This window comes from Micromonospora psammae (assembly GCF_036902725.1).
Classification (GTDB): domain Bacteria; phylum Actinomycetota; class Actinomycetes; order Mycobacteriales; family Micromonosporaceae; genus Micromonospora.
Window position 1 is genome coordinate 40,512 of sequence record NZ_JBAKHM010000005.1, and the last position, 12,093, is coordinate 52,604.

Sequence of the window (12,093 nt, forward strand, 5' to 3'; positions counted from 1 at the left end):
GGGCCGAATTCGCAAGATCGCGGGGAGTGGCGGACAGGGTCGTACGATCGCAGCCATGACCGGGCATCTGACGGCGCCGGCGGCGGCGCTCGCCGACGCGCTGCCGGACTGGGTGACGCTGCTCCGCGCGCCGAACCCGGGGCCGATGACGCTCGACGGCACCAACACCTGGGTGCTGCGTGCGGCCCCGGGCGCGCCGGCCGTGGTGATCGACCCGGGGCCGGCCGACGACGGGCACCTCGACCGGATCGCCGGGCACGGGCCGGTCGCGTCGGTGCTGATCTCGCACGGGCACCCGGACCACACCGAGGGCTCCGCCCCACTGGTCGACCGCCTCGCCGGCGTGGCCGTCCGGGCCGTCGACCCCGCGCACACCATCGGCGGCGCGCCGCTCACCCCGGACGCGCCGATCGAGGCCGCCGGCCTGACCGTCCGGGTCCTGCCCACCCCCGGCCACACCACCGACTCCGTCTGCTTCCTCGCCCAGGTCGGCGACGAGCGCGTCGTGCTCACCGGCGACACCATCCTCGGCCGGGGGACCACCGTCGTCGCCCACCCCGACGGGCACCTCGGGGACTACCTCGCCAGCCTGGAACTGCTCTCGGTGTACCGGGGAATCCCGGCGCTGCCCGGGCACGGCCCGGCGCTGGCCGACTGCGCGGCGGCGGCCGAGTACTACCTCGCCCACCGCCGCGCCCGGCTCGACCAGGTGCGCGCCGCCGTCGCCGAGGGCGCCACCACCGCCGGCGAGGTCGTCGCGAAGGTCTACGCCGACGTCGACCGGTCGCTGTGGTGGGCGGCCGAGTGGTCGGTCCGGGCCCAGCTGGAACACCTCGGGGTGGAGCAGCCGTGACCTGTCCGGTCTGCGGCACCGTGGCCGTACCCGGCGCCCGGTTCTGCCACAACTGCGGCGCGGCCCTGCCGGCCGCCGCCACGCTGCCCGCCGCCGAACGCCGGGTGGTCACCGTGCTCTTCGGCGACCTGTCCGACTTCACCTCCTGGTCGGAGGACCTCGACCCGGAACGGGTCGGCGCGGTCACCGACCGGGTGCTCGCCGCGCTCGCCGGCGCGGTCAAGACCTTCGGCGGGCACGTCGACAAGCTCACCGGCGACGGGATCATGGCGGTCTTCGGCGCGCCGGTGGCGCACGAGGACGACGCCGAGCGGGCGATGCGCGCCGCGCTGTCCATGCAGCGGGCCGTCCGCCGGGTGCTCGACGACGAGCGGGGCGGTGGCGCGCCGCTCGGCCTGCGGGTCGGGCTGAACACCGGCGACGTGATCGCCGGCATCCAGGCCGCCATCGAGTACACCGTCATCGGCGACACGGTGAACACCGCCGCCCGGCTCGCCGACGCCGCCGCCGTCGGCGCCGTCTACGCCGGCGCGCGGACCGCCGCCACCACCCGGCACGTCGCCTCCTGGCGGGCGCTGCGCCCGTTGCGGCTCAAGGGCAAGCGCGAACCGGTCGAGGCGTACGAGCTGCTCGGTCTCCTGGACGCCCCGGGCACCCGCTCCGGCCTCGGCGACGAGGCGCCCTTCGTCGGCCGGGAGACCGAGATCGGTCGGGTCGCCGGCCGGCTCGCCGAGGTGATCGACCGGGGTGAGCCCCGGGTGCTGCTGATGACCGCCGAGGCGGGCATCGGCAAGTCCCGCTTCGCCGCCGAGGTGGAACGCCTCGCCGCCGGGTACGACGTCGGCGCCGGCCGGTACGCCGCGCACAGCGGCGCCCGGGTCCTCTCTGTCCGCTGCGCCGCCTTCGGTGAGCGGCGCCGGCTCGCGCCCCTGGCCGACCTGGTCCGGGCGGCGGTCGGCCTGCCCAACGACACCGCCACCGCGCTCACCCGCCCGGCGGTCGAGGAGCGGCTGCGCCGGCTCGGGCAGCGACTCGCTCGGCTCCGCCCCGCACCGCCACCGATCGCCAGTGACCAGCTGCTTGCCCTGCTCGGCTACGCCGAGCTGCCCACGGCCGGCCCCGCCGAGCAGGGCGAGTGGGCCACCGCCCTGCCGGCCACCGACGCCGAGGTGGTGCCCAACGCGGTGGCCGGGCTGCTCAGCGCCCTCGCCGCCGAGGCGCCGCTGACGATCGTGGTGGACGACCTGCACGACGCGACCGCCGAGACGATCCGCGCGCTGGGGCTGACCCTGTCCCGGCTCGGTGGCCCGGTGCTGGTGCTGCTGCTCGGCCGGCCGGAGCTGGTGCGTACCGCCGGGGCGCTGACCCGGGTCGCGGACGCCGAGGTGCACGCGCTGCCCCCGCTGCGCGGCGCGGACGCCGCCCGGCTGCTCACCACCTACCTCGGCGGGGGGAAGCTGCCGCAGGCCGACACCGACCGGCTGCTCTCCACCGCCCAGGGCAACCCGTTCTACCTGGCGGAGCTGGTCACCCTGCTCCGCGAGCGGGGCGCGCTGACCGCCGGCGGCGACGGCGGCTGGCGGCTGGCGCCCGGCTCGCTCGGCAGCCGGCTGCTCTCCCGGGACCTGGCCGCCGTCCTCGCGGCCCGCATCGACGCGCTGCCGCCGGACGCCCGCTCGGTGCTGCGGGACGCCGCCGTGGTCGGCGACGCCGTGCCCGCCGGCACCCTGGAGGCGCTGCGCGAGCAGCGGGGCGGGCGGGACGGCCGGCCGGCGGCGGTGGCCGCGGTCGAGCTCGAACGGGCCGTCGAGGAGCTGCTGCAACGCCGGATGCTGCACCGCACCCGCGTGGGGTACGCCTTCGCCACCCCACTGATGCGGGAGGCCGCGTACGCCGGGGTGAGCAAGGCCGAGCTGGCGGAGCGGCACGCCGCGCTCGCCCGTTGGGCCGCCCCCGCGCCGGAGTCCGCCGGCCCGTCGCCGGGCGGCTTCACCGACGCGGCCCGGGACGACTTCGTCGCCGAGCACGTCGAGCGGGCCGCCGCCCTGGCTGACGCGGTCAAGCTGCGCCCGGACGCGCCGGCCCGGACGGTCGCGCCGCTGGGCGTGGCCGCGCTGGGCCGGGCCGCCCGCCGGTCGCTCGCCGCCGGGGAGCCCGCCGGTGCGGTCGAGTACGCCGAACGCGCCGCCGAGCTGGCGCGGGACGGGGTGCCACCGGCCGACCGGGTGGTGCACGCCCGGGCCCTGCTCCAGGTCGGGCGCCCCGCCGACGCGCTCGCCTACGCCGAGAAGATCGCGGCCAACACCGGCGACGAGGCCACCCGGGCCAGCGCGCTGCTGCTCGCCGGGCAGGCCCACCAGACCCTCGGCGACCAGGACCGGGCGACGGCCTCCTATGAGGAGGCGTTGCAGGTGGCCGGCGCCGGTGACCTGCCCAACCTGCGTGCCTCGGCGATGCGCCGGCTCGGCATGGCGGATTTCGTCGCCGGTCGGCTCGGCCAGGCGAGCAGCCGGCTCGCCGCGGCCTACCAGGTTAGCCTCGCCGCGAAGGACGCCCGGGGGCAGGCCTGGTCGTTGCAGAACCTGGCCTGGGTGACCACGACCCGGGGCGACTTCGCCGGCGCCGAGGCGGTGCTCGGCCGGGCCGCCCGGCTCTTCGCCGAGCTGCGGGACCCGTACGGCCGGGCCTGGCTGCGCGGCACCACCGCCTTCGCCCGGCTGCTCGCCGGGCGGCTCGGGGAGGCCCGCCGGTTGGCGAACGTCTTCCTGCCCTTCGGCGAGCGGGTCGGCGAGGCGTGGGCGGTGGGCACGCTGCGCGCCGTCGAGGCGTTCGCCGGGGCGGAGCTGGGCGAGATCGCCGAGGCCGACCGGGCGGCGCGCCGGGCGTACCGGGACTTCGCCGAGGTCTCCGACGACTGGGGTCGCGGCTTCGCGCTGGTCGTACGGGGGGTGGTGGCGCGCGGGCTCGGCGAGCCGGAGCACGCGGCCGACCTGCTCACCGACGCGCTGGCGTACGCCGGGCGCACCTCGCATCCGCTGCTCACCGGGATGGCCGGCACGCTGCGTGGCTTCGTCGCGCTGGACATGGGTGACTTCGCCATGGCCGAGCGGGACGCCCGGGCGGTGCTCACCGCCGTGGAGCCGCACAATCCGCAGGCTCCGGCGCAGGCCGCCCCGCGGGTGCTGCTGGCCACCGCCCGGCTCGCCGCCGGTGACTCGGCCACCGCCGTCGGCCTGCTCGCCCCGGTGGCCACCACCGCGGCGAACGCTCCGACGCTGCTCTTCTCCCGCCGCCAGACGATGGCCCGGTACGCCTGCGCCCTGCTCGCGCACGGCCAGCGGGAGCAGGCGCTGGACTGGGCCCGGCGGGCGGTCGCCGCTCCGGCGGAGGACGTCCGTAGCCAGGTGATCGGGGCGAGCGTGCTGGCCGAGGCGCTGGCCGCCTGCGGTCAGCCGGTGGAGGCGCTGGCCTGCGCCGAGGAGGCGGTCCGGTTGGCGTACGCCACCGAGCAGCGCAGCGAGCGGACCGCCGCCGACGCCCTCCGCGCCCGCCTGGCCGCCGGTGCGGCAGAAGCTTCCTGACCCGCCGCCCCCGCCACTTCCGTGCCGAGAGGCGGGGCGGGGCAGGTCTGGCGGTTTCGGGGATGTGCGCGTCGGTGGGGGCGGCTAGCGTGTCACTCCACGCGGTTGTCCATCGGTGACGTCGCGCCGTCTGGCTGGGAGGACAGATGAGGCTGCCACGCTCCGCCGCCGGCTGGACGATCGCGGTCTTCGGCGTCCTGGCGCTGCTGCTGGGCGCGCTCGGGCTGCTCTGGCCCGAGGCGCAGCTGCGGATGCTCGGCTTCGAGGTGCCGCAGACCCGGGCCGCCGGGGACTACACCGGCACGTTCCTGACCGCGTCCTCGATGGCGGCGTTCAACATGGGCGCCTACTACCTACTGGCGGTCGCCACCGAGTGGCGGGCCTTCTACCGGTTCACGGTTTTCTTCCGGCTGGTCACCTTCACCGTGTTCACCCTCACGGTGCTGGCGGACGTGGCCCCGGACCGGTTCTTCGGGGTCGCGCTCTGGGAGGGACTCGGCGCGCTCGCCACCGCTGCCGGCCTGCGCTGGGACGCCCGCCGCGCGGCCGGTGCGACGTCGGTCGATGGTCCGGGCGGCGTCGGCGAGAGCACCGGTCCGGCGCCCGCCGCCGGTACGGTTCGCTGAGCGCTCCGGCGGGACGGGTATTTTCAGAGCTGTGACCGAGACCCCGCCCGGTGCCCTTCGGCTGCCCATCGTGCCCGGTCTGACTGATTTGCAGGTGTTCGCCCGGGGTGGTTACGCCACCGTCTACCGTGCCACCCAGATCTCGGTGGGGCGTGAGGTCGCCGTCAAGGTCGAGAACCGCACGTTGGACAGTGAGCGGGACCAGGCCCGGTTCCTGCGCGAGGCGCGGGCCGCCGGGAAGATGTCGTCCCACCCGCACGTGGTGGACCTCTTCGATGTCGGCGTCACCGTCGACCAGCATCCATATCTGATCATGGAGCTCTGCGACGGCTCGTACGCCGAGCGGATGCGGCACTGCCCGCTGGGTGCCGCCGAGACCCGTGACCTCGGCGTCAAGATCGCGGACGCGCTGGCCCACTCGCACGCCGCCGGGGTGCTGCACCGCGACGTCAAGCCGGCCAACATCCTCTACTCGCACTTCAATCCGGCGGTGCTCGCCGACTTCGGGCTGGCCGTGCTGGCCGAGGTGCGCGACGCCTCGGTCACCCTGGAGGTGCTCACCCCGGCCTACGCCCCGCCGGAGATGTTCAGCCACAGCCCGCCGTCGCCCGCCGTCGACGTCTACGCCCTCTGCGCCACCCTCTACGCGGTGATGAGCGGCCGGCCGCCCCGCTGGCAGTCCGAGCGGAACCCGAGCCTGGTCACCGTGCTGGAGATGTTCCACCAGCCGATCCCCGGGCTGCCCGGGGTGCCGGACGAACTGGTCGACGTGCTCCGGGCCGGGATGGACAACGACCCGGACGCGCGCCCCTCCGCGATCGAGGTGCGGGACCTGCTCGCCGCGCTGCCGCTGGACTCCTCGCCGGCCCCGGTCAGCGGGGCGCCGATCTCCGGGGCGCCGCTCGGCGGTGGCTCCACCACCGGATCCCCGTACCCCGGCGGCCGGACGGACCCGCGGCCCCCGGCCAAGGACGACCACCCGACCGTGCCGCACGACCGGCGGCGCCGGCGGCGACGCTGGTTCCTCGGCGGCGCCGGGGCCCTCGCCCTGGCCGCCTCCGCCGGCGCCGGAGCCTGGATGGCCGGGGGGACACCGCCCGTGGCCGGCCCCACGGCGGCGCCCGCGTCCAGTGGGGCGACCTCGCCCGCCGCCGGCTGGGGCACCCTGCCCGGCTGTGCGCCGGGCGCCCTGGCCGCGCCGCTGCCGGTGGGCGCGCGCTGCGCCGCGGAACTGGAGTGCTTCGGGCCGGTGCGGCTGCGCGGCGACCGCGCGGAGGCGGCCCGGGTGTCGTGCGACGGCCGGCACACCTGGGAGACGTACGCCCAGGGTGACCTGCCCGCGGCGCTGGTCGGTGCCGGACACGCGGCGATCAGCGCGGACCCCACCGTCCGGAGTGTGTGCAGCCCGCACACCTTCCGGTTGACCAGCGGGATGGCCTCCGCCGCCGGCTGGAACCTGGAGGTGCTGCCGCCGGGTGACGCGCCGGACGAGACCTATCGCTGCCTGGCCGGTCGGGGCGTCGACGCGCTGGTCATGCCGACCCTCACCGGTCGCTGACCCGGCCCGGCTCGCCGGGCCGGGAACGCACCGCCGCGCTGTCCAGCGCGTCCAGGGTGTCCGCGTCCAGCACCGACGTCCCGAGGTCCGGTTGACCGGCCCCGGCGTTGTCGTCCTCCTGCCGCCCGTTCCGGTCGCGCATCGCCGACACCGCCGTGCCGGCGATCGTGGCGAGCAGGACCGCGAGCAGGGCCAGCACGACCGGCAGGACGCCGCTGGAGTCCCCGACGACCAGGACCACGAGCACCGCGATCGCCGCGAGCGACGCGACGACCGCCACGGTCCGGGCGTCGGGCCTGAGGATTCGTCCCACCGGACAAGCATGTCGGCGTCACACCGGCTGTCAACCCGCACTGCGGTGCGGCGTCCGCCGGAAGTTCCGGGGCCGCCACCGGTTCCGTGACGAATCGACGGGCGAATAGCGTCGACCATGAACTTGTCGTTACGCCACTCCGGCGTTATGCCCCTTTGGCTGGCAAATGTCGCACGCGTTCGGTTGGCCGGCCTTCCTACAGTGACGAGGGCCGAGGGTCACCTCGGCAGTCCCCGTCCTCCACCGGAAGGCATCCACATGCCACGTAGAACCCGGTCCCTGGCCGCGGCAGGAATCGCCGGCCTCCTCCTCGCCGGATCGGCGGTCGTGCCCGCAACCGCGGCCCCCGGCAACCCCAACCAGGGTCGCCCCACCACATCGGACCGCACCAGCCCCGCCGAGGCCCGGCGGGTCGACCGCGTCCCCACGCCGAAGCTCGACTGGTACGCCTGCTACGGCGACGCCGAGTGCGCCACCGTCCGACTGCCGTTGGACTACGACAAGCCGAAGGGCGCCACCACCGAGATCGCCCTGCTCCGGGTCAAGGCCCGCGACCAGCAGGCCCGGATCGGCAGCCTCTTCCTCAACCCGGGCGGCCCGGGCGGCTCCGGCACCGACATCGCGCTCGCCGCGCCGTACTTCCTCTCCGACGAGCTGCTGGACCGCTTCGACATCGTCGGCATCGACCCGCGCGGCGTCGCCGCCAGCGAGAACCTCCGATGCTTCCCGTCGGTCAAGGAGCAGACCCGGGCGTACGCCGGGCTGAACGTGGCCTTCCCGTGGACGAAGGCCGAGGAGAAGGCGTACGTCGCCTCCTCCAAGGCGGTCGGCAGGGCGTGCTCCACCACGGGTCGACCGCTGAGCGGGGCGATGTCCACCGCCGAGGTCGCCCGCGACATGGACGTGCTGCGCCGGGCGGTGGGGGACAAGAAGCTGAACTTCCTCGGCTTCAGCTACGGCAGCGCGCTCGGTCAGTACTACGCGAACATGTTCCCCGACCGGGTACGCGCGCTGGTCATCGACGGGGTGCTCAACCCCAATGCGTGGGTCGGCAGGGGCAAGGCCCGCGACCAGCTCCAGGAGACCCGGCTGCGCAGCGCCGACGGGGCGTACCGGGCGCTGCGTGAGATCCTGGTCCGGTGCGAGAAGGCCGGCGAGCAGGTCTGCCCGCTCGCCTCGGGTGACCCGCTCGCCTCGTACGAGCTGGTGGCCCGGCGGCTGCGCGAGAAGCCGTTGGTGGTGGACGACCCGAAGCTCGGCTCGTTCACCGTCAGCTACGCCGACTTCGTCAGCGCCAGCCTCGGCTCGCTCTACAGCCCGGACGGCTGGCAGTCCATCGTGTCCATCACAGCCGACCTGCTGGCCCTGACCGAGCCGGCCTCGGCGTCACCCGCCCGCCTCGCCGAGGCTCGTCGGGCCATCGCGGAGCGCGCCGAGCAGGTCCGCCAGCAGCGCCGGTACGACTTCCCGTACCAGAACGGGCTGGAGACCTTCCTCGGGGTGGACTGCACCGACGGGTACCACCCGAGGGACGCCGGCGCCTGGCCGGCGCTCGGTGCCAAGGAGGACCAGCGCGCGCCGTACTTCGGGCGGGCCTGGGCCTGGATCACCGCCCCGTGCGCCCGCGACACCTGGAAGGTGCGGGACGAGGACGCCTGGACCGGCCCGTTCGACCGCAGGACCAGCGCCCCGGTGCTGGTCGTCGGGAACTACTGGGACCCGGCCACCAACTACGAAGGGGCGGTCAGCTCGGCGAAGCTGCTGCCGAACAGCCGGCTGCTCAGCAGCGACAGCTGGGGCCACACCGCGTACGGGACATCGACCTGCGTGACCGGCGCGGTCGACGCCTACCTGCTCACCGGCGCACTGCCCCGCCGGGGCACCGTCTGCACCGGCGACGTGCAGCCCTTCGTCGAGCTGCCGGACCGGCCGGAGGCGACCCAGCGGGCCGCCGCGCCGAAGGATGCCTCGGCCGGGCAGGCCGCGCCGACCCGCGGTGAGCCGAAGCGGTTGCCGCCGGTCGTCGCGCCGCTGCCCGCGGTGGGCTCGCTCACCCTGCGCTGACGGGCCGTCGGGGTACGGCGGGCGCTCGGTGCGCCCGTCGTATCCCGACGCGACGTCCGGACGTCCCCGCCCGGCCACGGGGATGGACGCGTGCCGATACTCTCGGTGTCCCGCAGGCCGTGCCCGTCAGCGAGGTTGCCCGATGAACGCCAACTTGTCCCCGCGCCGGCTCCGCTCGGTCGCCACCACGCTCGCGGTGGCGCTGACCCTCACCCTGGCCGCTGCGGCCGGCTGTGACAGCCAGCAGGAGCCGTCGCTCCCCTCGGTGCAGGAGAAGCTCCGCGAGTCCCACATCTGGGGCCAGCCCACCCTGCGGGTCGGGGTGGCGACCAACGAGCCGTTGATGGGCGAGGTGCGCAACGGCGTCCGCGTCGGCTTCGACGTCGAGATCGCCCGCTACATCGCCGCCTCCCTCGGCTACGAGGGGGACCAGCGGGTCGAGTTCGTGTCGATCTCCACCGAGGACCGCATCCCGGCCCTCCAGGGCGGCCTGGTCGACTTCGTGGTGTCCAGCTTCTCCATGACCGAGGACCGCAAGAAGCTCGTCAGCTTCGCCGGGCCGTACTTCGTCACCACCCAGGAGGTGATGGTTCCGACCCGGCACAAGGACGCCATCCGGACCATCGAGGACCTGCGCGACCCGAAGTACAAGATCTGCACCAGCGGTGGCTCCACCACCGAGGCGGAACTGGAGAAGCACCAGGTCCGTACGCAGGTGGTCAAGAACGTCGGGAACTGCATCGAGGGCATCCGGGCGGGCCGGTACGACGCGGTCAGCTCCGACGAGACCATCCTCGCCGGCTTCCTGGCCCGTTATCCGACCGAGTTCGAGATCGTCGACATGCCGTTCGGCACCAGCGAACTGCTCGGCGTCGGCGTGCCGATCGGTGACCCGGCGCTGCGGGACCTGGTGGCCTACTTCCTCGACAAGAGCTACCAGCAGGGACGCAACGGGCAGGCGAGCCCGTGGCAGACCGCGTACAACCGGACGCTCGGGCCCTGGATGCGCGCGGAGAAACGGCAGCCGCAGCCGCTCGACGTGCCCAATCTGGTCGACTTCGACGACAAGGCGCCACAGCGATGAGTACGGCGGCGACCACCGTCCCGGGTGACCCGGACGCCGGTGTGCGCCCGCCGCCCGTCCCGTTCGAGCCGACCGAGAACCGGGCGGCGACCGGCGAGCGTTCCGGCTGGGAGCAGGCCGAGCGCCGGGCCCGGGCCAGCCAGTCGTTCTGGACGGCCGTGGTCGGCGTGCCGGCGATCTTCTCCGTGCTCCGGCTCGGCGTGGAGGCCGGCGGCGAGTTGCAGACCACGCTGCTGCTGGTGGCCAACGTCGGGCCGATCAACCTGCTGGCCGGCTTCCTCACCACGGCGGCCCGCCTGCTCGCCACCGCGCTCGTCGCGGTCTTCGCGCTCGGCGCGGTGCTCGGCGCCAGCGGGGGCGGTGCGGCACGTCGGCCTCTCTTCGCCCGCTGGGTCGAGGTCACGCCGATCTGGTTCGTGGCGGCGAGCTTCCTGATGGCCCTGGTCACCTGGCCGCTGCTGTACCTGCCGCTGCTGGTGCCGGCCGCCTTCGCGGCGTTCCAGGTGCGGCCGGAACGGCTGCACGAGCAGCCCGTGGCTCGGGTCCTCGTCGTCGCGGCGGTGTTCGGCGGGTACCTCTTCCTGCTCGTGCCGACGTTGCGGGACGCGTGGCGGCAGGGAGAGGCGCTGGCGATCGTGCTGCTGGTCGTACCGCCGCTGCTGGCGCTCTTCGTCGCCGGACCGCTGCCCGGGGTGGTGGTCCGGCCGCTGGCCACGCTCACCCAGCTCGCCGTACTGGTGGTGCTGGTCTGGGCGGCGCTACCGGTGATCAGCACACCGGTCCTGCCGCTGACGGTCACCACGGTCGGGGACGGCTCGGGGGCCAGCGAGGACGTCCGGGGCCACGTGGTGACCACCGACGACGTCAACATGGTGATCCTCCAGGAGCGCGGCGGGGTGCGCTACGTCCCGGTCGACCAGGTACGCGGGCAGGTGCTCTGCCCCTCGGAGGAGGAGTTGCCCCGGCACCGGCTGCGGATCCACGACTTCCACGTGGAGGACTCGCTCCTGGAGGGGCTGGGGCGGCGGGTGCGCCCGGTGCACCGGGTGGACGCGGCGTGCCGGTGAGTTCCGCCTTCTGCACGTAGATCGTGCGGAGACTAGAGCCTGTCCAACCTACTTTTGCGGCATGGACCGGGGCCCGGGGCGTCTGATGGGGCCATACGAGATCGCGCAGCGCCTGGGTGTCTCGCGGCAGCGGTTCCAGCAGCTCGCCCGGTACCCCACTTTTCCGAAGCCGTACCAGGACCTTCGCGGCATGAAGGTGTGGCTTGCCGAGGACATCGAGCGTTGGATCAAGGAGCACCGCCAGCCGCGCCCGACCGAGGACGACACCCCGGGGTGAAACCCGCCAACTGAGCACGCATGTCCGTGCGTTTTCGCTCGTCGTGGCGTCGCGGGGTGGGGGCCTGACCAGTCCTCTCGCGTTGCGTGGCCGTCGGATACTCACTCGATCTTGCGCGACGCGGCTGGCACGATCCTCGGGTGAGCGACGGACTAGCGCGTGCGCGCGCCGATCTAGCTGCCGGTCGTCCCTGGAAGGCACTTGAGCGGCTGAACGGCGTCCTGGCGCATCGTCAGGATCACGAGGTGCTCGACCTTCTGGCCACGGTTCACTACGAGATGCGAGACCTGCCCGCCGCAGGTGCTCTCTGGTTCGTCCTTGGCCGCGACGATGAGGCAGCCCAACGCTCGATCTCGGCCTGGTTGGAGCAGCACCGGAATGACATCGCGCGTTGGCACAGCGTCCCCGGCCCGGTCCGGCGCAGAGTCAGCACCGCGCAACTGGAAGGCCTGAGGCGAGCGGCCGGGCAAGCGGACAAGGGCGGAACGCGAGACATTGCCCCGGCTGGCGAGCCCAGCGCACGGTGGGAGGGGATCGTGTTCGGGGGATGCGCCATCACTGTCGTTGTCTGGTTCCTGGCGATGGTGGGCATTGGGATGTGGACGGTCTTCCGGTGGATCTGGGACTGACTGTCTTCGAGATGCCGCAGACCGCACCGGATGACAACCGA

The 12,093-nt window shown here is 74.4% G+C and carries 10 protein-coding genes; 9 read left to right on the forward strand and 1 reads right to left on the reverse strand.

Annotated elements, in window-relative coordinates:
- Positions 1–55 precede the first annotated feature (55 nt).
- The 4 genes from V6U79_RS10155 (at position 56) to V6U79_RS10170 (ending at position 6,618) form a co-directional block, all read left to right on the forward strand.
- Positions 56–853, forward strand: a complete 798-nt coding sequence (locus V6U79_RS10155; RefSeq protein ID WP_334531797.1) for an MBL fold metallo-hydrolase — start codon at positions 56–58, stop codon at positions 851–853.
- Positions 850–4,434: an adenylate/guanylate cyclase domain-containing protein gene (locus V6U79_RS10160; protein WP_334614433.1), complete on the forward strand. Its 3,585-nt coding sequence runs from the start codon at positions 850–852 to the stop codon at positions 4,432–4,434. The genes V6U79_RS10155 and V6U79_RS10160 overlap by 4 nt, the downstream gene beginning before the upstream one ends.
- Before the next feature lie 146 nt (positions 4,435–4,580).
- Positions 4,581–5,060 (forward strand): hypothetical protein, encoded by a 480-nt coding sequence (locus tag V6U79_RS10165; RefSeq protein ID WP_334614435.1) that lies wholly within the window; start codon positions 4,581–4,583, stop codon positions 5,058–5,060.
- A gap of 31 nt (positions 5,061–5,091) precedes the next feature.
- Entirely contained in the window at positions 5,092–6,618 is a 1,527-nt protein-coding gene (locus V6U79_RS10170; protein ID WP_334531805.1) for a serine/threonine-protein kinase, read from the forward strand.
- Here the strand turns inward: V6U79_RS10170 and V6U79_RS10175 are convergent.
- Positions 6,605–6,931 carry a hypothetical protein gene (locus tag V6U79_RS10175; protein ID WP_334531808.1) on the reverse strand — a complete coding sequence of 109 codons (327 nt, stop codon included), beginning with the start codon at positions 6,929–6,931 and terminating at the stop codon, positions 6,605–6,607. The two genes, V6U79_RS10170 and V6U79_RS10175, sit on opposite strands and share 14 nt — an antisense overlap.
- A gap of 258 nt (positions 6,932–7,189) precedes the next feature.
- Here V6U79_RS10175 and V6U79_RS10180 point away from each other — a divergent pair, with 258 nt between their 5' ends.
- The 5 genes from V6U79_RS10180 to V6U79_RS10200 all read left to right on the forward strand — a co-directional run bounded on the left by V6U79_RS10180 (position 7,190) and on the right by V6U79_RS10200 (position 12,052).
- Positions 7,190–8,995 carry an alpha/beta hydrolase gene (locus V6U79_RS10180; RefSeq protein WP_334614437.1) on the forward strand — a complete coding sequence of 602 codons (1,806 nt, stop codon included), beginning with the start codon at positions 7,190–7,192 and terminating at the stop codon, positions 8,993–8,995.
- A 142-nt stretch (positions 8,996–9,137) separates the two neighbouring features.
- Entirely contained in the window at positions 9,138–10,079 is a 942-nt protein-coding gene (locus V6U79_RS10185; protein WP_334531813.1) for a transporter substrate-binding domain-containing protein, read from the forward strand.
- Positions 10,076–11,146: a hypothetical protein gene (locus V6U79_RS10190; protein WP_334614438.1), complete on the forward strand. Its 1,071-nt coding sequence runs from the start codon at positions 10,076–10,078 to the stop codon at positions 11,144–11,146. Before V6U79_RS10185 ends, V6U79_RS10190 begins: the two co-directional genes overlap by 4 nt.
- Positions 11,147–11,207: 61 nt before the next feature.
- Positions 11,208–11,423, forward strand: coding sequence for a helix-turn-helix transcriptional regulator (locus V6U79_RS10195; RefSeq protein ID WP_334614440.1), 216 nt, complete (start codon positions 11,208–11,210; stop codon positions 11,421–11,423).
- A 140-nt stretch (positions 11,424–11,563) separates the two neighbouring features.
- The gene (locus V6U79_RS10200) at positions 11,564–12,052 is read left to right on the forward strand and encodes a DUF6584 family protein (RefSeq protein ID WP_334614442.1); all 489 of its coding nucleotides are present in this window, start codon (positions 11,564–11,566) and stop codon (positions 12,050–12,052) included.
- The last annotated feature ends 41 nt before the right edge of the window (positions 12,053–12,093 follow it).

What these genes read in the sequence shown, in the direction of transcription:
- V6U79_RS10155 (WP_334531797.1), top strand. Translation starts at nt 56, where the DNA reads ATGACCGGGCATCTGACGGCGCCGGCGGCGGCGCTCGCCGACGCGCTG.
- V6U79_RS10165 (WP_334614435.1), top strand. Translation starts at nt 4,581, where the DNA reads ATGAGGCTGCCACGCTCCGCCGCCGGCTGGACGATCGCGGTCTTCGGC.
- V6U79_RS10180 (WP_334614437.1), top strand. Translation starts at nt 7,190, where the DNA reads ATGCCACGTAGAACCCGGTCCCTGGCCGCGGCAGGAATCGCCGGCCTC.
- V6U79_RS10185 (WP_334531813.1), top strand. Translation starts at nt 9,138, where the DNA reads ATGAACGCCAACTTGTCCCCGCGCCGGCTCCGCTCGGTCGCCACCACG.
- V6U79_RS10190 (WP_334614438.1), top strand. Translation starts at nt 10,076, where the DNA reads ATGAGTACGGCGGCGACCACCGTCCCGGGTGACCCGGACGCCGGTGTG.
- V6U79_RS10195 (WP_334614440.1), top strand. Translation starts at nt 11,208, where the DNA reads ATGGACCGGGGCCCGGGGCGTCTGATGGGGCCATACGAGATCGCGCAG.